We start from the raw sequence: 21,883 nt of genomic DNA on the forward strand, positions 1-21,883 counted from the left end.
CTCGCGCCACTCTCCACGACGCCTACAATCCCGGGCCACGACCGACACAATGCGTAGCGCTACGAGAGACCGAGTGCTCTCTACCCGAGTCGAATGGGGTCGTCTGACGCCCATTCAGACGCCCCCGACGACGTCAGGGAGATTGCCGGACGACAACGAGCGGCGGCCTAGAACAGCGTCCCGTCAATTTTCGTACCTTGAGGCCTGAGCTTCTGCGGGACGGGCAGTGGCCGCTACCCTGCGGCAGGTGGCACAAAGCGACATGCTTGACCGCATGGGGGATCTTCCAGGCCGCTGGATGCGAGTCGTTGATGCGACTGAGCGGCGTAGGTTGGAAGAGGAGTTGATCAGGGAGTGCGGGAGTTCGAGGCATCCCCTGTACGGTGTCGGGATCCAGACCGCTGCTCGGTGCGGCGTTTGTGACGACATTCTGTACGGGCTGCCTGGCAGTGATCGGTGGGCGGTCGTTCACCTGACGTGGGCACGTTCACCTGAGACTGACCCCCGCTGGCCTTGGTGCACTTTGCTCGATGACTGGACGGCCGTAACTGATGAACTCCTCGACAGGGGCCACTGACTGAGGCGTCCGAACGCGCGACGCGCGCGGCCCCTGCTTCCCGGAGACGGGGTGCCCCTGCCGCTCCTCGACGGGGAGGATGGTCTCTGGTTCGAACGGATTGGTGCGTCGCTAGCCTGAGCCCCGGTTCCGCGCCGGGGCTCTTTTCGCGGGGGTGACCTGGGCAGATGGCCACAACCGCGTTCCGCGTATGTTCCGGGAAGCGTGACAATCGGCGGCTTCCGCTGGCACGTGCCTGCATAAGCAACAAACCCCGGCGACAGGCTGCGTGCCTGGTCTGCCGGGGTTTGCGGTGGTCGTCTGAAGTGCCCCCTGCAGGATTCGAACCTGCGCACACGGCTCCGGAGACCAGCACCGATCAAGCCATCTACCTGGGAGAATGCCGATGGCGGGCCCTGATTCGGACGAGGATGGAACACGCCGACAGCAAGGTGTGCCCCATGCGAGCAGTAGGTGATGACGGTCAAGCGCTGGACGCCGAGGCCACGGTGAAGACGGAGCCCGATAGCCAGCTCCTGACGCTGGTGTTGGACAGCGGTGCGGGCGCCTCGCTCCAGCGGTGGCAGAGCTGTGGCGTGCCGCTTCCTATAGATTTTGGGATATCCAGGGTAGATGAACTGGCCCGTTTCGGATATATGCGCGCCTTGCGGGCGTCAATGCATGCAGGAGTGCACTTGGAAGCAAGTCTCGATGCTGGTGCCAGATGCCGTCAAGTACAGCTGCGAAGGTATTGAGCTTGCTTGCTTTATTTTCGGAAAGGAAACCTCCAGTAGCCCTGAGTGCTCTCGATGTCGAGCTGATCCACTCAAAGATCTCATCGGCGGCCGCCTGGTCATCGTGAGTTAGTCTCTGAGCAAGGCGCTCCAGCTCGCTGAGCAAGTATCCTGCCGCGATTGCTGTAATGGTGGATGCGATCAAGATTTCCGAATAGTTTATATTGGAAAGAGCCTCGGCAATCATGGGTAGGGATGCAAAAGGTAGATGCACGTGAGTCTCGGAACCATGGGATATCGTGAAGGTCATCGCCATGTCGAGGGACTTTCGACTCACCTGTAGGGGTGGGTAATCGTCGGGCAACCGAATATCCCACAGTTCGACGTGATTGTCTTCAACGGATGCGGAGATAGTGGCTGCGAGTAGTTTCCGTAGCGTCTGGTCGGTGAGCCGAGGGGCGTCGACTTTTACGGTCGTGCCTACGCGATATAGGTCGACTGCTGACAGGCCAGCCTCGCCGAATGCGTACAGGATACCCAGCCTGCCGGAGACTTCGTTAGAAGTTTTCTTGATTCGAGTCCAAGCGCCGGTACTGGCGTAACATATGGCGATGCCGTGCTCAAAGCCCTGGCAGATGCTGCGGGCTTGCAATGCGCGGGCCAGAATTTCATTGAGGCCGAACGGGTGTCCGTCGGCCACGGCCATACCAGCCTCTGAATCCCAGTAGATGTCCTCATGTGCCACGGCGTTGCGCCACTCTCTCACAACAGGCGATGCGAGCAGAGATGTTATCGGCTGCCGCGCGGCGATAAGTTGATCGAGTATCGGAGAAAGTGTCGGCTTTGATGGCACTGGCTTTTTTAGAAGCCGGAGGGTCAACTCTGCCGTTCGTTTTATGTCGCCTTCCACTGTGGTCTTGTACATCTCGAAAACGGGACGCATTCGGGCCTCGTCGTGCAGCTCTTCGGCATATCTATCCCGTGCCGAAATGAATGCCCTATGAGTGGATAGCATAAGAGGCTCGCGCTCAACATGAGCCTCGATAAGGCTAAGGGTGGAAACGGGATCGGTTACTAGAAGATGGTCTATTAGGTTTCTAGTTAGTAGGGCGGCTCGTTGGGCCAGGAGGGGGCGATCGCTCAGCAGCAGCATGACGAGGTGGAGACGAGTTTTGGGAGCGAGTGCAACCTTGGAGTTGAGGAGGTGCTGGGATTGCTTGCGTAGGCGCCTTTCGTAGGCATGTGAATTTTTTTCCCATGCCGCCGCCAACCTTGCCGCAAAGGTAAGGCCGGTGCCTGTTTCGAGCTCATCCTCGCGAATCCCAATTGCTCGGTAGATGCGATCCTCTGGATCGCCAATATTCGGTGGACCTAGTTCTTGTTCCAGCTGCCTAGCAGAGGCATCTGATATTTGCGCATGTCGTTTCGCATTTGCCCATGTGGATTCATCCCAGCCTTCTTTCGCACATTGAGCGACGAGCCGCCCGAATCTAAGGCCGTTGATAGCAAGCTTGTCGACTAGGTTGCTGCCCTTAAGTGAATCTTTCGGCGGGTAAAAACGTCGAACTTCGGTTGTCGCTGCCGCAAAAGCTCTACTCTTCTCTAGTAACTCGTTGGCGCGCCTGACTGCGCTCTTTCCGATCACCTGAATTGGTTCTGTGTGCAATGAAATCAACGCTAGACCAGCGGAATGCAGATCAATCCAAATGCCAATTAGATTGGCATCGGCGAGTATAGATTCCCATTGGGTGGTCGTCGCGAAGATGAATCGAGTCGGGCTTTTGTTCTGCGCCAGACTGATCCAGTCGGATAGTTCAATGTGCGATAGGGCTTTGCTGGCCGCCACTCGCGCCTGTGGTTCGACATCTGAGAAATTGTGGACGTGAAAGGGAGTGGGGGTAATCATAACGTTCCCGTCATTATATTGATGGTGGGGGGATTTCTGGATACTTGTGTATCCATCGACCGTCTCGATGGGGGCTAAGCTTGATCTCGACCTATGCTTCCAGGTCGACGCTCAACATGTCTATACTGACGCAAACTCGAACGAATGACCTCTGTCCGGACTTGCCGGACAGAGGTCATTCGATGATCAGGGCCTTACGGGTGCAGGTAATGGAACACTGGCTTGGGGTGCATGAGGAAGTCGTGGTGGGAGATGTTCCAGGCGTAGGCGCCGGACATGGAGAAGGCGACTAGGGCGCCTGCTGCGATGTGGTCTGTGGGACCTCGCGTGCGAAGACGTCCTTTGGTGTGCAGAGTTGGCCGACGAGGGTCACGGGCTCGCCGGCGACTGCGGGGCCATCGCCGTTGCGGGTGATGACGTCGTGCGGGTGGTTGTGTTGCTTGGTGACGGGTGTGCGGATGTGCATGGTGCCGCCGCGTAGGACGGCGTACCACTGGCCGTGTGCCGTCTTCACGTCCAGGACCTCGGTGAGGTACCACCCGGCGTAGACGCTGATGGAGCGGCCCGGATCGATGCGCAGCGTTTCGCCCGGCTCGGCGAGCGCGTCTTGCGTGTCCTGCAAACCCACGGCTGGATCCGGCAGATCCCCGGCACACGGACGGCAGGACGCCCCACCGCACCGGCTTACGAGACCCACCCCGACCTGTCCGAAGACTTCCGATGACCCGCCTCGGAGGCCGCTACGAACCGTTACCGCACCTGGCGCAGATCTCGCGGACGGGACACCGAGACGGGGTGACAGAAGCCGACACAAACCCTTCTGTCGGCTTCTGTCCCCGTGTCCCCTGTCCCCGCGCACCCCCTCGGCCCGACTGACCTCACGCTCCGTTGCCCGGCACACAAGCCACCAAGCCCGCCGCCGGCACCGTCCCGACCGATCACACCCGGACTGATTGAGGTGCATGCCCCCATGGCCAAGAGATCCAATGCATGGACCACCGTGCCCGAGATCCTCGACGAACTCGGTATCACCCGGCACACCTGGCAGCGCTGGCGCGCCCTCGGCAAGACGCCACCCTGCACCGTGCTGCCCAACCGCAAGCTTCGGATTCGCCGAGTCGACTTCGAGAACTGGCTTTCCAGCCTTGAAGAGAGGGCCGCTTGAACAGGAGCTACGACGTCCGGTTCTGGAACATCACCGTAAAGAAGGGAAGGAAACGGCCCTACGTCCTGCGCTGGCTGGTTGGCGGCAAGGTCCAAACCAAACCGTTCACCGCGCGGGAACTCGCGGACAGCTTCAAGTCGGAACTGATCCAAGCCCCCCGGCGAGGCGAGGCATTCGCCATCGAGACCGGCCTACCCGAGTCCATGATTCGCGCGGCCCGGTCCGTGAGGTGGTATCAGCACGCGCGCGATTACGTGGACGATCGATGGGACAAGGTGTCCGCCAAACAGCGCATCTCGATCGCTGAAACGCTCACCGCCGTGACGGTAGGTCTCACGGCCGACCACAAGGGCGCGCCAGACTCGGAAACGCTGTGGAAGGCGTTGCGTCGGTGGGAGTACAACAAGAACCGGCGCGAGGTCGACCAGCCCGCCGAGGTGGCCGCCGCGCTCAACTGGGTCCGTAAGGCGTCCGTGCCGCTGGCTGACCTCGCCGAGTTCGAGGGCATCACGCTGGCCCTCGGCGCGTGTGCGCAGAAGCTCGACGGCTCCCTGGCCGCGCCGAGCTACTACACCCGGCGCTGTCGCGTCCTCTACAACGTGCTCAAGTACGCCGTTCAGCGAAAGCGTCTCGCCGTCAACCCCATCGACGGTCTCGACTGGAAACCGACCGAAGATGACGAGGTGTGGGAGGAAATAGGCCCGGCTGTCGTTCCCTCACCGCGTCAAATGGCGGAACTCCTCACGGCAGTCAGCTACGCGGGACCTCGGCGAGGCCCTCGAATGGTTGCGTTCGTCGCGTGCGTCTACTACGCCATGATGCGGCCCGGCGGGGTCGTCTCTCTGCGCGAATCCGACTGCGAGCTAGCCGCGAAGGGATGGGGACGGTTGATGCTCGCCGGTTCCAAGCCCTCGGTCGGAACCGAGTGGACTGATTCGGGGGAGTACCACGACGACCGCGGGCTCAAAGGGCGGAACCGTAAGGCCAAGCGGCCCGTGTCGATCCCGCCGGAGCTCGTCCGGATCCTGTGGGATCACATCAACCGGTATGGAGTCGCCCCGGACGGCCGCCTGTTCCGCACTGAGCGCGGGGGAGTGCTGCTCCCGTCCGGCTACGGGCGGACGTGGCACAAGGCGCGCACGCTCGCCCTGACGCCCGCCGGGGAAGCGTCGGACCTCGCCAGGCGCCCGTACGACCTACGGCACGCCGGTGTCTCGCTACGGCTCAACGCCGGCGTCCCGCCCACTCAGGTCGCCGAGTGGGCCGGTCACAGCGTGGAGGTGCTGCTGAAGATCTACGCCAAGGTCATCGCCGGTCACGACCACGTGTGGGAGGGGCTCACCGACGAGGCTCTCGGTGATTAGCGATGCGGAGGCATCATGGAGGGCTTGCGGCTTCGAGCAACCCGCGCTGCGTTCCCAACGCCCACAAGCTGACGTTCAGGACTGGGGTTCCACCTGGCGTCGCTGGGACCTTGCGGTCCTGGGCAGGGCAAGCCGGGCGTGGATCAGCTCAGGAACGCCTCGACTTCTTGTGGGCGATGCCTAGATCGACGGGGAGGGTGGCCGCTTCCACAGGCTCCCATGGCAGTTGGCTGAGGTGATCCACAAGGTTCTCTACGAGGGGATCCTTGTGGACCTTCATGAGACTTCTATAAGGGCTGTCTGGCGAAGCAACAGAATTTTGATAGAACGGGCATGGGCAAGGAGGGCATAGTGCATCATTGGGGCCATGGCAGAGCAAGTGGTCGCGGATGCCCGGAGCACCCTGCTGTTCCTCCTGAACAGCGCCGGGCGCAAGTCACGCACGGCGCCGATCAGGACTTCGTTCGTGGGAATCCCGGTGATGCCCGAGGGGGGCCGGGGCGCCCGAACGCGTCCCGGGCCCATGGCCGCCTTGGTCAAGCGACACGACGCGACTGCACTCGACCTCTACTTGCTACTGATGGCGCTGGCCTCTGCGGAGCCCTATGACGTGACAAGAGACGCGCGGTTCTTCGCTCGCGCGCTTGACCTGAAGGACGGCCGAGGCCGGTTCAACACTGGCGCGATCTCCAAGGCGTGGGCCCGGCTGGAGAGGCAAAACCTGATCACTCGCGCCCGCAAGGGGAGGGTGGCCTCCATCACCCCTCGCCTCGAAAGCGGCGAGGGGTCCGAGGCCGACAAGTACACGCCGCCCTCGGGCGCCAACGGCGACTACTACCTTCGCGTCCCGTTTGACTATTGGCTGACCGGCGACCCGACCTTGCACGAGAGGCTGACCCTGCCTGAGAAGGCAATGTTGCTGATCAGCCTCGCAAGGCTCAAGAACGAGTTCAGGTTGACCGCCGCTAACGCCGCGCGGTGGTACGGCGTCTCGCAGGAGACTGCCCAACGCGGGCTTCAGGGCCTGGTCGAGAAGAAGGTTCTGGGTCGTCGCCGGGAGCGCCGAGCCGCTCCCGAAGCCCCCGAGGGCTTCACCATCGACACCTACTACTCGCTGACCGGCGCGTTCAGACTCCCGAAGAGGGTCGCAACCGACCAGGCGGCCCGATGAGGCATGGCAGAGCACCGCCGGGAGGTTGGTGACTCACGGTCTAGAAACGCAGCGGCCCCCGCACCACCGGGAGCCGCCGCCACACATCAACGCTCAACTCGGAGGAAGAACGTGATCGTCCCTAAGGGTACTTCGGGCGACAGTGCGGAGGAGGCGGCACCTGTTGATCCGCCCTTGATGTCGCCCGAGGGCAGCGGTGCGAACCTCGCTAGCCAGGCGCATGCCAACATCGACCTGCGCCTCAGCGTGGGGATCACGGTCAAGGTGGTGGCCATCATCACCGTCACGGCCGTGATCACCATCGCTCTTGTGATCATCTAGTAGTCGCATTACGAAGCGGGCCTCTCCGCCTGATGGCGGAGAGGCCCGTTGATCTTTAAGGTCACATCGCGCTCTGTGGACTCCACGGCCTGGAACACAAATGGAACACGCGCCGTGGCATACGGCGTCCCGTGGTGGCGTCTGGTGTCACATGGGCCAGGAACGAGAAGAGCCGGTTTCCGCTGGTCAAACGCGGAAACCGGCTGATCGTTTTGGGGTGCCCCCTGCAGGATTCGAACCTGCGCACACGGCTCCGGAGGCCGTTGCTCTATCCCCTGAGCTAAGGGGGCGCGACGCGGTATGAGGTTACCAGGGTTGGCGGGGTGACGCGCACGGGGAGGTTCGCCGTGCGTCCGGGGGGTGAGTGGGCTAACTTCGAGGCCGTGACCGAGCCACTGGGACGCGTGCTGGTCGTCGATGATGACGAGGTGATCCGCCAGCTCATCGCCGTGAACCTGCAACTGGAGGGGTTCGAGGTGTCGACCGCGGTGGACGGGCAGGACTGCCTGGACAAGGTGGTGGAGGTCGGGCCGGACGTGATCACGCTGGACGTGATGATGCCCCGGCTGGACGGGTGGGTGACCGCGGTGCGGCTGCGGGAGGATCCCGGGACCGCGCACATCAGGGTCGTGATGATCACGGCGCGGGCGCAGGAGCACGATGTGCGGCGGGGGCACGAGATCGGTGTCGACGCGTACGTGACGAAGCCGTTCGACCCCAACCAGCTGATCCAGACGGTGCGGAAACTGGCGGCGGTGTCCAGATAGTGGTCGGCTAGTCTCACCAGGGTGACTCCAGGGGACGCTCTCGTGCGCGCGGTGCGGGACGCCGTGGACGCGGGGGAGATCGATGTCGCGGTCCCCGACGAGGTCGTGGTCTTCGGGCGGGGCGGCGGGGTCTTCGAGAGTCCGGTGGCGCTGAGGCTCGGCGTCGACCCGTGGGTGATCGCGCGGCGGGTCGGGGGGAGCGTCTCCGGGCCCGGGTTCGTCAGGGTCGTGGTGGGGCCCGAGCTCGTGGAGGTCATCCGGCGTGATCCTGGTTACGGGGTCGCGCGGGTGCCGCGGGGCGGCTGGAATGAATGGCCCCGGACGTTCGACAATCCCGGCTTCTCGGTGCGTTACGCCTATGCGCGGGCCTGTTGGGTGGGGCGCTGGGCCCGGGAACTCGGGGTCGGGGCCGGGCCGTTCGAGGGTGGTGCGGAGGAGCTCGTGGGGGCGTTGGGGGACGTTCCCGGGCGGGCCGCGCAGGCCGAACGGGAAGGCGACGCCAGGCCCCTGATGTTGTGCTTGGAGAGCGTGGCCGGGGCGTACCACGAGGTGCACGAGCGCTGTCCCGCGCTGCCCGTGGGCGATGAGGAGCCCGGGGCGGTGCATGCGGGACGGGTCGGCTTGGCGGAGGCCGTCAGGGTCGTCCTGGGCAACGGGCTGAACATGATCGGTGAAACACCTAGAGAGCGGATATGAGTCGAGTACACCCTGCTGGGCCGCGGCACGCCGACGTCCTGCCGGAGGACCATCCGGCGGGGCCGGCGGAGGACCTCAACGCGCTTGAGGCCGCCGTGTGGCCGCGGAACTCCAAGCGTGAGGACGGTGTCCTCACCGTCGGGGGAGTGGACGTCAGGGACCTGGCGAAGGAGTACGGGACGCCCCTCTACGTCTACGACGAGGAGGACGTCCGGAGCCGCGCGAGGGAGTACGCGGCGGCGTTCCATGACGGGGACGTCCACTATGCGGGCAAGGCGTTCCTGTGCACGGCCGTCGCGCGGTGGCTGAACGAGGAGGGGCTCGGCCTCGACGTGTGCAGCGGGGGTGAGCTCGCGGTGGCGCTGGCGGCGGGCTTTCCTACCGAGCGCATCACGTTGCACGGAAGCAACAAGGCGCCCTGGGAGCTGGAGAAGGCCCTGGATGTGGGGGTCGGGCGGATCGTGCTCGACTCGTTCGAGGAAATCGCGCGTGTGGGGTACCTCGCCCAGGAGAGGGGCGTCCGGCCCAAGGTGATGGTGCGGGTCACCACGGGGGTGGAGGCGCACACGCACGAGTTCATCGCCACCGCGCACGACGACCAGAAGTTCGGGTTCTCCCGGAGTTCCGGGGCGGCGCTGGAGGCGGTCAGGCGGGTTCTGCAGCTGGGGCAGCTCGAACTGGTCGGGCTGCACAGCCACATCGGGTCGCAGATCTTCGAGGTGGACGGGTTCGAGGTGGCCGCGCACCGGCTGGCCGGGCTGCTGGTGGCCATCCGGGACGAGCACGGCATCGAGCTTCCGGAGCTGGACCTCGGCGGCGGCTACGGCATCGCGTACGTGCCGGGCGAGGAGCCGCACGACCCGAAGTCGATCGCGGACGGGCTGCGCGACATCGTGGCGCGCGAGTGCCGGGCGTACGGGCTGTCGATGCCGCGGCTGACCGTGGAGCCGGGACGGGCGATCATCGGTCCCGGCGGCGTCACGCTGTACGAGGTCGGGACGGTCAAGGACGTCGAGGGCCTGCGCACGTACGTGTCGGTGGACGGCGGCATGTCCGACAACCTGCGCACGGCGCTGTACGGCGCCGAGTACACCGGGGTGCTGGCCAGCAGGACGTCCGAGGCCGCCCCCATGCTCAGTAGGCTTGTCGGCAAGCACTGCGAGAGCGGCGACATTGTGGTGCGGGACCTGTGGTTCCCCGAAGATCTTGCGGCGGGGGACCTGGTGGCGGTGGCGGCGACCGGTGCGTACTGTCGGTCGATGGCCAGCAACTACAACCATGTCCCGAAGCCCGCCGTGGTGGCGGTGAGGGACGGCAGGTCGCGCGTGATCGTCCGGCGGGAGAGCCCGGAGGACCTGCTGCGGCTCGATGCGGAGGTCGAAGCGTGAAACCCGGACTGCGCGTGGCGCTGCTCGGTTGCGGCGTGGTCGGGACGGAGGTCGTCCGGCTGCTGAACGAGCAGGCCGACGACCTGGCCGCGCGGGTCGGAGCCCCGCTGGAGCTGGCCGGGATCGCGGTGCGCCGGCCGGACCGGGTCCGCGCGGGCATCGACCCGGGGCTGCTGACCACGGACGCGCAGACGCTGGTGACCAGGGACGACGTCGACATCGTCATCGAGGTGATCGGCGGCATCGAGCCGGCCAGGACGCTGATGCTGGAGGCGATGAAGACCGGCAAGTCGGTCATCACCGCGAACAAGGCGCTGCTGGCCGAGGACGGGGCGACGCTGTTCGCGGCGGCGCGGGAGTACGGCGCCGACCTGTACTACGAGGCGTCCGTGGCGGGCGCGATCCCGCTGCTGCGGCCGCTGAGGGAGTCCCTGGTCGGCGACCACGTGCACCGGGTGCTCGGCATCGTGAACGGGACCACGAACTACGTCCTCGACCAGATGGACACGCACGGCGCCGGGTTCAACGAGGCGCTGGAGGAGGCGCAGGCGCTCGGTTACGCGGAGGCCGATCCGACGGCCGACGTGGAGGGTTTCGACGCGGCCGCCAAGGCGGCGATCCTGGCGCAGCTGGCCTTCCACACGCCGGTGACGGCCGCGGACGTCCACCGCGAGGGCATCACCGAGGTGAGCGCCGCCGACGTGGCGGGCGCCCAGGGCATGGACTGCGTGGTCAAGCTCCTGGCCATCTGCGAGCGGATCCCCTCGCGGGACGGCCGGAACGGCCGCGGGGTGTCGGTCCGCGTCTACCCGGCGATGATCCCCCGGTCGCATCCGCTGGCGAGCGTCCGGGAGGCGTACAACGCGGTGTTCGTCGAGGCGGAGTCGGCGGGCTCGCTGATGTTCTACGGGGCGGGGGCCGGTGGCGCTCCGACGGCGTCGGCGATCCTCGGCGACCTCGTCGCGGTCGCCCGCAACGTGGTCGGCGGCACGCCCGGCCCGGTGGAGGTCACGTACGCGAAGCTGCCGGTGCTGCCGATGGGCGAGACCGTCACCCGCTACTACGTCGAGGTGGACGTGACGGACGAGGCGGGCGTGCTCGCCACGGTCGCCGAGGAGTTCGCCAGGCACGGTGTGTCGATCCAGGCCGTCCGGCAGGTGGGCTCGGGCGAGGAGGCGCAGCTCGTCGTCGTGACGCACCGCGCGCCGGACGCCGCGCTGTCGGCGACGGTGGCGGGCCTGCGCGAGCTGGAGATCGTCCGCGGGGTGACGAGCGTCATGCGCGTCGAAGGGGACGAGTGAGGCGGGGCCCGTCCCGGTAGACTCCTGGCGAACATCGCAGGTCAGCCGAGGAGACCGAGTGAACGCGAACGCCCGCGCGTGGCGCGGCATTATCGAGGAGTACCGCGACCGGCTTCCGGTGACGGACGCGACGCCCGTCGTGACCCTCCTGGAGGGCGGGACCCCCCTGGTGCCCGCCCACCGGCTCTCCCAGATGACCCGTTGCGAGGTGTTCCTCAAGGTCGAGGGCGCCAACCCGACCGGGTCGTTCAAGGACCGCGGCATGACGATGGCGATCAGCAAGGCCGCCGAGGACGGCGCCAAGGCCGTCATCTGCGCCTCGACCGGCAACACCTCCGCGTCCGCGGCCGCGTACGCGGTGCGGGCCGGGATGACCTGCGCGGTCCTGGTCCCCAACGGCAAGATCGCGATGGGCAAGCTGGCGCAGGCGCTGGTGCACGGGGCCCGGCTGCTCCAGGTGGACGGTAACTTCGACGACTGCCTCGAACTGGCGCGCAAGCTGTCGGTCGACTACCCGGTCGCGCTGGTCAACTCGGTCAACAAGTACCGGCTGCAGGGCCAGAAGACGGCCGCGTTCGAGATCGTGGACACGCTCGGCGACGCGCCCGACGTCCACTGCCTGCCCGTCGGCAACGCCGGAAACATCTCCGCGTACTGGATGGGCTACAAGGAGTACGCCAAGGACGGCGTCGCCTCGCGCACCCCGCGCATGCTGGGCTTCCAGGCCAGCGGCGCGGCGCCGTTCGTGAAGGGCGAGCCGGTCCTGAAGCCGCAGACCATCGCCACCGCGATCCGCATCGGCAACCCCGCCTCGTGGGACCTCGCTGTCGCCGCGCGTGACGAGTCCGGCGGCGCGATCGACTCGGTCACCGACCGGCAGATCCTCGCCGCCTACCGGCTGCTCGCCCGGGAGGAGGGCGTCTTCGTGGAGCCCGCGTCCGCGGCGAGCGTCGCCGGTCTGCTCCAGGCGAGCGAGCGGGGCGAGGTCGCGGCCGGGTCCAGGATCGTCTGCACCGTGACCGGCAACGGCCTCAAGGACCCCGACTGGGCCATCTCCGGGGCTCCCGCGCCGACGACCATCAAGGTGGACGCGCACTCCGCCGCGTCCGAGCTCGGCCTCACCTGAGGTGGGCTGGCAGGACGGCCCGGTGCTGGTGCGGACCCCCGCGACCAGCGCCAACCTGGGCCCGGGATTCGACTCGCTCGGCCTGGCGCTGGCCCTGTACGACGACGTCGAGGTCGAGGCGACGGACGGCGGCCTGTCCATCGAGGTGGACGGTGAGGGCGCCGAGGTCGCCGACCGCGGCGAGCGGCACCTGATCGTGCGGGTGTTGCGCCGGACCTTCGACGTCCTGGACGACCTGGCCGGAACCGGTCCCGCCCGGCCGGAGGGGCTCCGGCTGCGGTGCCGCAACCGGATCCCGCACAGCCGCGGGCTCGGCTCCTCGTCCGCCGCGATCGTCGCCGGGATCGTCGCGGCGCGCGCGCTGCACCCCGCCGGGAAGCTCCTCGACGACGCCGGGGCGCTGCGCCTCGCGACGGAGATCGAGGGCCATCCCGACAACGTGGCGCCGTGCCTGGCCGGCGGCCTGACCGTCGCCTGGACGGCGCCGGGCGGCGCCCGGTCGATGCGGCTGGAGCCGCAGGTCAGGCGGGTCGTCGCGTTCGTTCCCGAGCAGCGGCTCGCGACCGAGCGGGCCCGCGGCCTGCTGCCCGGGACCGTCCCGCACGGGGACGCCGCCGCCAACGCCGGCCGCGCCGCGCTGCTCGTCGCGGCCCTCACCGGCGGCCTGGACGCCGGCATCCTGCTCGACGCGACCGAGGACCGGCTCCACCAGGATTACCGCGCGCCGGCCATGCCCGAATCGGCGGCACTCGTCGCGCGACTGCGGGACGCGGGCGTTCCGGCGGTGATTTCCGGCGCGGGTCCCACTGTCCTGGCCTTCACAACCGCATCACGGGTTGATTCGACCGATGGCCCAGTGGGTAAAGGGTGGCACGAACACCCGTTGGACGTCGCGACCCGCGGCGCGCACGTCATGACCGGAGAATCCGAGTACCGGGACTGACGGCGGCGCCGGGGGCGGGGGACCTGCGTCGCCGGGGTGCCGGTCCGGCAGGATCCAGCTAGGTAAAATGCGAAGACATCGACCTCTGGGGAATAGCAGTGTGCCCTGGTGATGTTAGGCTGAATGCCGCACCAGATGCCCCGTTCGGGGCAGCGTGCTCGTCAGCCACGCGTCACCATTTCGGCCCTCCGGCCGTGCCGGTCCCGCGTACCAGGCTCCCCGACACCGTGACTTCCCGTTGTCAGGCATTCCAGCGAAACTTCGGACGTGGCGGTACCGGGGACACGCACGAGCGGAACGTCCCGTCCACCATCTGGCTGTGCCCAGAACACGCAGATCCCGGTTCCATCGTGATCAGCGGAGCCCGATCCGGCGCCCCCGCCGGGCCGCACCACCGGGTCGACTGGCCGAACGCCGGCCAACGCCCGCGCCCTGGGAAGGACCCTTAGTGAGCGAATCCAGCGAACTCCTTACGGACGCAACCAGCACGGAAACCGCCGCCGCTCCGGCCGGCGCGGAGCCCGCCGCCCCCCGGCGCCGCCGCGGCACCGGCCTGTCGGCCATGGTGCTCCCCGAGCTCAAGGCGCTCGCGTCCAGCCTCGGCATCACCGGCACGACCGGGATGCGCAAGAGCCAGCTCATCGCCGCCATTCAGGACAAGCAGGGCGGTCAGGGGCAGGGCTCGGCGGGGGGCGAGCAGGGAGCCGCTGCCCCGGTGACGGCCGAGCGCCCGCGCCGCGGCCGCGCCGCGGCCAAGCGCGAGGTGCCCGACGAGCAGGTCACCATCGCCGACGCCGCGCCCGCGGCCCCGCCCGCGTCCGAGAACGCGGCCGCGCCCGAGGCGCAGTCCGGCCCGGCGGGCCAGTCCGGTACGGCCGAGAAGGCCGTGCAGGGCGACAAGCAGGAGAAGGCCGACCGGCAGGGCGGTCGGCAGCGGGGCGAGAAGCAGGACCGGGGTGCTTCCGAGGGACGCGGCGACCGGCAGGGCCGGGACCAGAGCCGCGACCAGGGCCGCGAGCAGAACGCCGAGGACGGCGAGTCCCAGGGCGGCCGCGACGGCAACCGCGACGGGCGTGAGGGCCGTGAGGGCCGCGAGGGCGGCGGACGCCAGCGGCAGCGCCGCGAGCGTGGCGAGCGTGGTGAGCGCGGCGAAGGCCGCGACCGGGGCGACCGGGGCGAGCGCGGTGACCGTGGCGAGCGCGGTGAGCGTGGCGACCGGGGTGAGCGTGGCGACCGGGGTGACCGCGGTGACCAGGGCGGCGGGCGTCAGCGCGGCCAGGGTGGCGGTGGCCAGGGCGGCGGCGGTCAGCACGACGACGACGACGGCGGCGGCCGGGGCCGTCGCGGGCGCCGGTTCCGGGAGCGCAACCGCGGCCGCGGCCGCGAGCGCTACGAGGAGCCGGTGCTCACCGAGGACGACGTCCTCATCCCCGTCGCGGGCATCCTCGACATCCTCGACAACTACGCCTTCGTCCGGACGACCGGGTACCTGCCCGGCCCGAACGACGTGTACGTCTCGCTGGCGCAGGTCCGCAAGAACGGGCTGCGCAAGGGCGACGTCATCACCGGCGCCGTCCGGCAGGCGCGCGAGGGCGAGCGGCGCGAGAAGTTCAACGCGCTGGTCCGCCTCGACACCGTCAACGGGATGGAGCCCGACCAGGCCAAGGGCCGCGTCGACTTCTCCAAGCTGACCCCGCTGTACCCGCAGGAGCGGCTGCGGCTGGAGTCCGACGCCGGCATCCTGACGACCCGGATCATCGACCTGGTGTCGCCGATCGGCAAGGGCCAGCGCGGCCTGATCGTGTCGCCGCCGAAGGCCGGCAAGACGATGGTGCTCCAGGCGATCGCCAACGCGATCACCAAGAACAACCCGGAGTGCCACCTGATGGTCGTCCTCGTGGACGAGCGTCCGGAAGAGGTCACCGACATGCAGCGGACGGTGAAGGGCGAGGTCATCCACTCGACCTTCGACCGTCCCGCCGAGGACCACACCACCGTCGCGGAGCTGGCCATCGAGCGGGCCAAGCGGCTCGTCGAGCTCGGCCACGACGTCGTGGTGCTGCTCGACTCGATCACCCGCCTGGGCCGCGCCTACAACCTGGCGGCGCCCGCGTCCGGCCGCATCCTGTCCGGCGGTGTCGACTCGACCGCGCTGTACCCGCCGAAGCGGTTCTTCGGCGCGGCGCGCAACATCGAGAACGGCGGCTCGCTGACGATCCTCGCCACCGCGCTGGTGGAGACCGGGTCCCGCATGGACGAGGTCATCTTCGAGGAGTTCAAGGGCACCGGCAACATGGAGCTGAAGCTCAACCGGTCGCTCGCGGACAAGCGGATCTTCCCGGCGGTGGACGTCGACCAGTCCTCCACCCGCAAGGAGGAGATCCTCATGGCTCCGGAGGAGCTGCGGGTCGTCTGGCAGCTGCGCCGGGTGCTGCACGCGCTCGACACGCAGCAGGCGCTGGAGCTCCTCATCGAGAAGATGAAGGAGACCAAGTCCAACGCCGAGTTCCTGCTCCAGGTGCAGAAGACGACCGTCTCCGACGATCGCTGAGACGCGCCGCGCACGCCCCCGTCCGGTCCTCCGGCCGGGGGCGTCGCCGTCCGCGGCCCGGCGCGGGGGTGGGGTTAGCCCCACCTCCGATCGGGCGGCGGACGTCATGGCGGACTCGCCGCCCGCCCGGCACGCTCGGTACGTGAGCAGGAAGGGCCGGCGCAGGCCGGAGCGGCACGGAGGGACGACGTGGGCGAGCTGAGCAAGGACACCGGCGCCGCGGGCGGCGGCGCGGTCCAGTGGGCCGCGGCGCGGTGGGCGACGGCGACGCGGGCGGACGACGGGCAGACGTCCGTCATGAACCGGTCCTGGCATCCGCTGGCGATGGCGAAGTCCTCGCTGACGTGGCGGTCGGCCCTGTACCTGGGCGTCAGCCTGGCCTGGGGGCTCGGCTGGTTCGTCGTCCTCGCCGTCGGGCTGTCCCTGTCGGTCGCGCTGCTGATCATCTGGGTGGGCCTGCCGCTGCTGGCGCTGCTGATGGTCGCGTGGCGGTTCGGCGCGGTGCTGGAGCGGCGGTTCGTCCTCGCCGCGTTCGGCGTCCGCATCCCGTCCCCGTACCGGCGCATGCCGGAGGGCCGCAACCCGCTGTCCAGGCTCAGGGGGATGGCAGGGGACCCGGCCACCTGGAAGGACCTGGTCTACTTCGCGGCCCTGCTCCCGATCACGCTGGGCGAGTTCTTCGTGTCGGCGATGGTGTGGGCCGGGACGGGCACGCTGCTGTTCCTCCCGGTGATCGTGGCGGTGGCCGGCGGCGCGGAGGTCAACTTCGGGGTCTCGTACTGGGCGGGCAACCCCGTCGAGGCGCTGCCGGTGTCGCTCCTGGGCCTGGCGTGCCTCGTCCCGGCGATGTACGTGACGCGCGCGATGGCGATGGGGCACGCCGCGTTCGCCGCGCTGATGCTCGGCCCGAGCCCGTCGCAGAGGGAGAACGCGGCGCTGCGCGAGCGGACCGAGCACCTGCGGGCCAGCCGGGCCCGCGGGGTGGACGCGGCCGAGTTCGAGCGGCGCCGCATCGAGCGCGACCTGCACGACGGGGCGCAGCAGCGGCTGCTGGCCGTGGCGATGGACATCGGCCGCGCCCGCGCCAAGCTCGACGAGGACCCCGAGGGCGCGCGGGAGCTGATCGAGCAGGCCCACGCGGGCACCCGGGAGGCGATCTCCGAGCTGCGCGACCTCGCCCGCGGGATCTACCCGGCGATCCTCACCGACCGCGGCCTGGACCCGGCGCTGTCCGGGCTCGCCGGGCGCGCCCCCGTCCCCGTCGAGGTGGCGGTCGACCTCGACGAGCGCCCGCCGGCGGCGGTCGAGAGCATCGCCTACTTCATCGTCGCCGAGTCGCTGGCCAACATCGCCAAGTACGCCCGCGCGACCCGCGCGTCCGTCCGGGTGGCCCGCGAGGACCGCTGGGTGGTCGTCGAGGTGATCGACAACGGGGTGGGCGGCGCGGTCGCGCGGCCGGACGGCGGCCTGGCCGGGCTGGCCGACCGGGCCGCGACGATCGACGGCATGCTCATCGTGGACAGCCCGCCCGGCGGCCCCACGATCATCCGGGCGGACCTGCCCTGCACATGGTGAGCGGGGCGCGCGGCGTGAGCGGGGCGCGCGGCGTGAGCGGGGCGCGCGGCGCCGCGCCGGGCACGATAATGGCCGGATGCGGGTAGTGATCGCCGAGGATTCGGTGCTGTTGCGGGAAGGGCTCGTCCGGCTGCTCGCCGACGCGGGGATCGAGACGGTGGCGACCGTGGGGGACGGGCCGGGCCTGCCCGGGATCGTCGAGGAGCACGCCCCCGACCTCGCCATCGTGGACGTCCGGATGCCGCCCTCGTTCACCGACGAGGGGCTGCGCGCGGCCCTCGCCGTCCGGGAGCGTCGTCCGGGCACGCCGATCCTCGTCCTGTCCCAGTACGTGGAGGAGCGCTACGCCACCGACCTGATCGGCGGCGGCGCCGAGGGCGTCGGCTACCTGCTGAAGGAGCGGGTGTCGGACGTCGAGGAGTTCATCGACGCGGTGCGCCGCATCGCCGCGGGCGGGACGGTCATCGACCCCGAGGTGATCGGCCAGCTGCTCGGCCGGCGCCGGACCGGCGACCCGCTGGAGGCGCTGACCCCGCGCGAGCGCGAGGTGCTGGGGCTGATGGCGCAGGGACGCTCGAACGGCGCCATCGCCGCGGACCTCGTCGTCACCGAGGGCGCCGTCGAGAAGCACATCTCCAACATCTTCATGAAGCTGGGCCTGCAGCCCGCGCAGGGCGGACACCGCCGCGTCATGGCGGTGCTGGCCTACCTCGGGTTGCACTAGCCTGTGTTTCTGAGTCCCGGCCCACTTCGCTCGCCTGGCGGCTGTGTTGATTCATCCCGGCCCACTTCGCTCGCCTTGCGGCTCGCTACGTGACCGGGCCTGGGCGAACGCGGCATCGCTTCGCGATCTGCCCGGCTCCGCTCGCCTCCGGCATCGCTCCACCGGCCAGGTCACGCGTTCGCGCGGCATGGCCGGGGCGACTTCGAGACAGGCCCTGGCCCGGGGGCGTCCTTGATCGGGAATGACCGGTGACCTCGCCACGTTCGGGTATCTGGCACACTTGGTGTGCAACCGCTGCGGTACCGGTTCACGCCTCCCACATCTCCCATGGCTTCGCCATGCGGGTCCGGGGGCGCCCGGCGACCGCCTGGAGCGAGGAGAACCCATGAAGCCCGACATCCACCCGAACTACGTCGTCACGACCGTGACGTGTACGTGCGGCAACACCTTCGAGACCCGCAGCACCGCCGCCAACGGCGTGATCCACGCGGACGTGTGCTCGAACTGCCACCCGTTCTACACGGGCAAGCAGAAGATCCTCGACACCGGCGGCCGGGTCGCGCGCTTCGAGCAGCGCTTCGGCAAGAAGAAGGCCGACAAGTAGGACGAGCCGCACGGCGGACATCAGGGGCGGCCCGGGGACTCCAGGTCCCCGGGCCGCCCGAAACCGGTGCGGGGGCGGCCGTCCCCGCGCCGCAACGGGCCAGGACACAGCGTGAATCTCGACGATCTGATCAGCGAATACGCGGGCATCGAGGAACGGCTCGCCGACCCGTCCGTCCATGCCGACCAGAGCCTGGCGCGCAAGCTCGGCAAGCGGTACGCGGAGCTGCGCCCGATCGTCGAGACGCACCGCGAGCTGTCCTCGACCGAGGACGACCTCGCCGCCGCCCGTGAGCTGGCCGGCGAGGACGCCGCGTTCGCCGCCGAGGCCGAAGATCTCGCGAAGCGCCGCGAGGAGCTGGAGGAGCGGCTGCGGCGGCTGCTCGTCCCGCGCGACCCGAACGACGCCAAGGACGTGATCCTGGAGGTCAAGGCGGGGGAGGGCGGCGAGGAGTCGGCGCTGTTCGCCGGCGACCTGCTGCGGATGTACCTCCGCTACGCCGAACGCGTCGGCTGGAAGACCGAGGTCCTCGACTCCCACCCCTCCGACCTCGGCGGCTACAAGGACGTCACGGTCGCGGTGAAGGCCAAGGGCGCCCAGGAGGAGGGGGTCTGGACGCGGCTGAAGTTCGAGGGCGGCGTCCACCGGGTGCAGCGGGTGCCCGCGACCGAGTCGCAGGGGCGCATCCACACCAGCGCCGTCGGCGTCCTGGTGACGCCCGAGGCGGAGGACGTCGACGTCCAGGTCGACCCGAACGACCTGCGCATCGACGTGTACCGCTCGTCCGGGCCGGGCGGGCAGAGCGTCAACACGACCGACTCCGCGGTCCGCATCACGCACCTGCCGACCGGTGTCGTCGTCTCCTGCCAGAACGAGAAGAGCCAGCTGCAGAACAAGGAGCAGGCGCTGCGCATCCTGCGGTCCCGGCTGCTGGCGATGGCGCAGGAGGAGGCCGACGCGGCCGCCTCCGCCGAGCGCAAGAGCCAGGTCCGCACGGTGGACCGCTCCGAGCGGGTGCGCACCTACAACTACCCGGAGAACCGGATCTCCGACCACCGGGTCGGCTACAAGGCCTACAACCTCGACCAGGTGCTGGACGGCGACCTCCAGAACGTCACGCAGGCGCTGGTCGACGCCGAGATGGAACGCCGCCTGGCCGAAGCCCAGAAATCATGAGCGCAGCGAACCGGGGGGCGTGGGGGGTCGTCCCCCCTCGAAGGGCAGGATCATGAACCTGCTGCTCGACGAGATCGCCAGGGCCACCGCGCGGCTCGCGGACGCGGGCGCCGCCTCGCCCCGCGCCGACGCCGAGGAGCTCGCGGCGGCCGTGCACCGGGTGCGGCGCTCGGAGCTGCACGGCGTCCCCGACAGCGCGTTCGACGCCCGGTTCTGGGAGTTCGTCGCGCGCCGCGAGGCGGGCGAGCCGCTGCAGCACATCACCGGCCGCGCGTTCTTCCGTTACCTGGAGCTGAAGGTCGGGCCCGGCGTGTTCGTGCCGCGCCCGGAGACCGAGGTGATGGTCGGCTGGGCGCTGGAGACGCTGCGCGACATGGACGTCCGCGATCCCCTCGTCGTCGACCTCGGCACCGGCTCCGCCGCGATCGCGCTGTCCATCGCGCTGGAGGCGCCCCGCGCCCGCGTCCACGCCGTCGAGAAGGACCCGACGGCCTTCGTCCACGCGACCCGCAACGTGGAGGAGCTGGACGAGCGGGGCCGCGTCCGCCTCCACCTGGACGACTTCTCAAGCGCTCTCACCGAGCTTGACGGCACCGTCGACCTCGTCGTCAGCAACCCCCCGTACATCCCGATGAGCGAGTGGGAGTACGTCCCCCGCGACGTCCGCGACCACGACCCCGCCGACGCACTGTGGGGCGGGGGCGACGACGGCCTGGACGCGATCCGCGTGGTGGAGCGCACCGCCCGCCGCCTCCTGCGCCCGGGCGGCTACGCGGCCGTCGAGCACAGCGATCTGCAGGGCAACGGCGTCTACTGGGTCTTCGCGGAGGAGCACGGCTGGCGCGACGTGCGCAACCGCCGCGACCTGGCGAACCGGGACCGCTTCGTGACCGCGCGCCTGGCCGCCGACTAGCCCCGCTATCCTGGTCGGTGCCATACCCGCGAGCGCTGTGCAGATGGGAAGACGGGCGACCGTGAGCCGACGTTACGACTGCTCTGAGCCGATGGAGCGCACCCGGGGGATCGCCGAGGCGTTCTCGGCCGTCCGGCGCGGCGAGCTGATCGTCCTGCCGACCGACACCGTGTACGGCGTCGGCGTGGACGCGTTCATGCCGCCCGCGGTGACCGCCCTCCTGGACGCCAAGGGCCGCGGCCGCGAGATGCCGCCGCCGGTGCTGGTCGGCTCCGTCCGCGCCGCCACGGCCCTGGTGGACGACCTCGGAACCTACGGGCAGGATCTCATCGACGAGTTCTGGCCGGGCGCGCTGACCCTCGTCTGCAGGGCGAACCCCAACCTCATGTGGGACCTCGGCGAGACCAAGGGCACCGTCGCCATCCGGATGCCGATGCACGAACTCGCCGTCGAACTGCTCAAGGAGACCGGCCCGCTCGCCGTCAGCAGCGCGAACCTGTCCGGTCGCCCCGCGGCCCGCACCGTCGACGAGGCGGAGAAGATGCTGGGCGACTCGGTCGCCGTCTACCTGGACGGCGGCACCTCCGGCCACGCCGACCCGTCCACGATCATCGACCTGACCGGGCCCGTGCCGCGCCTGCTGCGCGCCGGCGCCGTCTCCGAAGACAAGATACGCGGCGTGGTGGGCGTCCTGCTCACCGAAGAGGACGAGCCCGAGAAGCCCGCAGAGCCCCCCTCCATAACCGAGGCGGCCAAGCCTTCCCTCACCAAGGAAGAGCCTCCGCAGACTCCCCGAGAGCCTTCTGAGCCCCTCCAGGAAACCCCCGCCCCGAACCCCAAGCCGTCCCTCCGCAAGGACGAGGACGACCGCGGCACCGCCTGACCCCGAAGCCGTTCCGGGC

Annotated in this window: 19 protein-coding genes and 1 tRNA gene; 17 read left to right on the plus strand and 3 right to left on the minus strand. The window is 68.9% G+C overall.

Going from position 1 to position 21,883, the window contains the following annotated elements; translation table 11 throughout:
- Nucleotides 1-1,162 precede the first annotated feature (1,162 nt).
- Nucleotides 1,163-3,196, minus strand: coding sequence for a hypothetical protein (locus tag BJY14_RS28280; RefSeq protein WP_218905616.1), 2,034 nt, complete (start codon nucleotides 3,194-3,196; stop codon nucleotides 1,163-1,165).
- 289 nt (nucleotides 3,197-3,485) lie between these two features.
- Nucleotides 3,486-3,824, minus strand: a complete 339-nt coding sequence (locus tag BJY14_RS45710; protein WP_312879445.1) for a type III PLP-dependent enzyme domain-containing protein — start codon at nucleotides 3,822-3,824, stop codon at nucleotides 3,486-3,488.
- A 342-nt stretch (nucleotides 3,825-4,166) separates the two neighbouring features.
- Here BJY14_RS45710 and BJY14_RS28290 point away from each other — a divergent pair, with 342 nt between their 5' ends.
- The 4 genes from BJY14_RS28290 to BJY14_RS28305 all read left to right on the plus strand — a co-directional run bounded on the left by BJY14_RS28290 (nucleotide 4,167) and on the right by BJY14_RS28305 (nucleotide 7,217).
- On the plus strand, nucleotides 4,167-4,361 hold the full coding sequence (locus BJY14_RS28290; RefSeq protein ID WP_179846380.1) for a helix-turn-helix transcriptional regulator: 195 nt from the start codon (nucleotides 4,167-4,169) through the stop codon (nucleotides 4,359-4,361).
- The gene (locus tag BJY14_RS28295) at nucleotides 4,358-5,725 is read left to right on the plus strand and encodes a tyrosine-type recombinase/integrase (protein ID WP_179846381.1); all 1,368 of its coding nucleotides are present in this window, start codon (nucleotides 4,358-4,360) and stop codon (nucleotides 5,723-5,725) included. Before BJY14_RS28290 ends, BJY14_RS28295 begins: the two co-directional genes overlap by 4 nt.
- Nucleotides 5,726-6,092: 367 nt before the next feature.
- A complete protein-coding gene (locus tag BJY14_RS28300) occupies nucleotides 6,093-6,896 on the plus strand; it encodes a hypothetical protein (protein ID WP_179846382.1) in 804 nt (267 codons plus the stop codon).
- A 111-nt stretch (nucleotides 6,897-7,007) separates the two neighbouring features.
- A complete protein-coding gene (locus tag BJY14_RS28305) occupies nucleotides 7,008-7,217 on the plus strand; it encodes a hypothetical protein (RefSeq protein ID WP_179846383.1) in 210 nt (69 codons plus the stop codon).
- 218 nt (nucleotides 7,218-7,435) lie between these two features.
- Here BJY14_RS28305 and BJY14_RS28310 read toward each other — a convergent pair.
- Nucleotides 7,436-7,507, minus strand: a tRNA-Arg gene (locus BJY14_RS28310).
- Between the two features lie 114 nt (nucleotides 7,508-7,621).
- On the opposite strand from BJY14_RS28310, the gene BJY14_RS28315 reads away from it, so the two are divergent.
- The 13 genes from BJY14_RS28315 (at nucleotide 7,622) to BJY14_RS28375 (ending at nucleotide 21,864) form a co-directional block, all read left to right on the plus strand.
- A complete protein-coding gene (locus tag BJY14_RS28315) occupies nucleotides 7,622-7,984 on the plus strand; it encodes a response regulator transcription factor (protein ID WP_089310313.1) in 363 nt (120 codons plus the stop codon).
- Between the two features lie 21 nt (nucleotides 7,985-8,005).
- Entirely contained in the window at nucleotides 8,006-8,680 is a 675-nt protein-coding gene (locus BJY14_RS28320) for a DALR anticodon-binding domain-containing protein (protein WP_179846384.1), read from the plus strand.
- Nucleotides 8,677-10,068, plus strand: coding sequence for a diaminopimelate decarboxylase (lysA, locus tag BJY14_RS28325; protein ID WP_179846385.1), 1,392 nt, complete (start codon nucleotides 8,677-8,679; stop codon nucleotides 10,066-10,068). The genes BJY14_RS28320 and lysA overlap by 4 nt, the downstream gene beginning before the upstream one ends.
- Nucleotides 10,065-11,369 (plus strand): homoserine dehydrogenase, encoded by a 1,305-nt coding sequence (locus tag BJY14_RS28330; protein WP_179846386.1) that lies wholly within the window; start codon nucleotides 10,065-10,067, stop codon nucleotides 11,367-11,369. Before lysA ends, BJY14_RS28330 begins: the two co-directional genes overlap by 4 nt.
- A 58-nt stretch (nucleotides 11,370-11,427) precedes the next feature.
- On the plus strand, nucleotides 11,428-12,495 hold the full coding sequence (thrC, locus tag BJY14_RS28335) for a threonine synthase (protein ID WP_179846387.1): 1,068 nt from the start codon (nucleotides 11,428-11,430) through the stop codon (nucleotides 12,493-12,495).
- 22 nt (nucleotides 12,496-12,517) lie between these two features.
- Entirely contained in the window at nucleotides 12,518-13,438 is a 921-nt protein-coding gene (gene thrB / locus BJY14_RS28340) for a homoserine kinase (protein ID WP_312879446.1), read from the plus strand.
- A 448-nt stretch (nucleotides 13,439-13,886) separates the two neighbouring features.
- Nucleotides 13,887-15,989, plus strand: a complete 2,103-nt coding sequence (rho, locus tag BJY14_RS28345; RefSeq protein WP_179846389.1) for a transcription termination factor Rho — start codon at nucleotides 13,887-13,889, stop codon at nucleotides 15,987-15,989.
- A gap of 189 nt (nucleotides 15,990-16,178) precedes the next feature.
- The gene (locus BJY14_RS28350) at nucleotides 16,179-17,564 is read left to right on the plus strand and encodes a sensor histidine kinase (protein ID WP_312879447.1); all 1,386 of its coding nucleotides are present in this window, start codon (nucleotides 16,179-16,181) and stop codon (nucleotides 17,562-17,564) included.
- 76 nt (nucleotides 17,565-17,640) lie between these two features.
- On the plus strand, nucleotides 17,641-18,288 hold the full coding sequence (locus tag BJY14_RS28355; RefSeq protein ID WP_179846390.1) for a response regulator transcription factor: 648 nt from the start codon (nucleotides 17,641-17,643) through the stop codon (nucleotides 18,286-18,288).
- Nucleotides 18,289-18,673: 385 nt separating this feature from the next.
- Entirely contained in the window at nucleotides 18,674-18,892 is a 219-nt protein-coding gene (rpmE, locus tag BJY14_RS28360) for a 50S ribosomal protein L31 (RefSeq protein WP_173396406.1), read from the plus strand.
- A 111-nt stretch (nucleotides 18,893-19,003) separates the two neighbouring features.
- Nucleotides 19,004-20,068 (plus strand): peptide chain release factor 1, encoded by a 1,065-nt coding sequence (prfA, locus tag BJY14_RS28365; protein WP_179846391.1) that lies wholly within the window; start codon nucleotides 19,004-19,006, stop codon nucleotides 20,066-20,068.
- Nucleotides 20,069-20,120: 52 nt separating this feature from the next.
- Nucleotides 20,121-20,981, plus strand: a complete 861-nt coding sequence (gene prmC, locus BJY14_RS28370) for a peptide chain release factor N(5)-glutamine methyltransferase (protein ID WP_179846392.1) — start codon at nucleotides 20,121-20,123, stop codon at nucleotides 20,979-20,981.
- A 61-nt stretch (nucleotides 20,982-21,042) separates the two neighbouring features.
- Complete coding sequence (locus BJY14_RS28375; protein ID WP_179846393.1) at nucleotides 21,043-21,864, plus strand: L-threonylcarbamoyladenylate synthase; 822 nt, start codon at nucleotides 21,043-21,045, stop codon at nucleotides 21,862-21,864.
- Nucleotides 21,865-21,883: the final 19 nt, after the last annotated feature.

The sequence above is a fragment of the Actinomadura luteofluorescens genome, from assembly GCF_013409365.1.
Taxonomy (GTDB): domain Bacteria; phylum Actinomycetota; class Actinomycetes; order Streptosporangiales; family Streptosporangiaceae; genus Spirillospora; species Spirillospora luteofluorescens.

Excerpts from the sequence above, each read along its gene's own strand:
- BJY14_RS28290 (WP_179846380.1), top strand. The coding sequence starts at position 4,167 with ATGGCCAAGAGATCCAATGCATGGACCACCGTGCCCGAGATCCTCGAC.
- BJY14_RS28300 (WP_179846382.1), top strand. The coding sequence starts at position 6,093 with ATGGCAGAGCAAGTGGTCGCGGATGCCCGGAGCACCCTGCTGTTCCTC.
- prmC (WP_179846392.1), top strand. The coding sequence starts at position 20,121 with ATGAACCTGCTGCTCGACGAGATCGCCAGGGCCACCGCGCGGCTCGCG.
- lysA (WP_179846385.1), top strand. The coding sequence starts at position 8,677 with ATGAGTCGAGTACACCCTGCTGGGCCGCGGCACGCCGACGTCCTGCCG.
- rpmE (WP_173396406.1), top strand. The coding sequence starts at position 18,674 with ATGAAGCCCGACATCCACCCGAACTACGTCGTCACGACCGTGACGTGT.
- BJY14_RS28355 (WP_179846390.1), top strand. The coding sequence starts at position 17,641 with ATGCGGGTAGTGATCGCCGAGGATTCGGTGCTGTTGCGGGAAGGGCTC.
- BJY14_RS28280 (WP_218905616.1), bottom strand. The coding sequence starts at position 3,196 with ATGATTACCCCCACTCCCTTTCACGTCCACAATTTCTCAGATGTCGAA.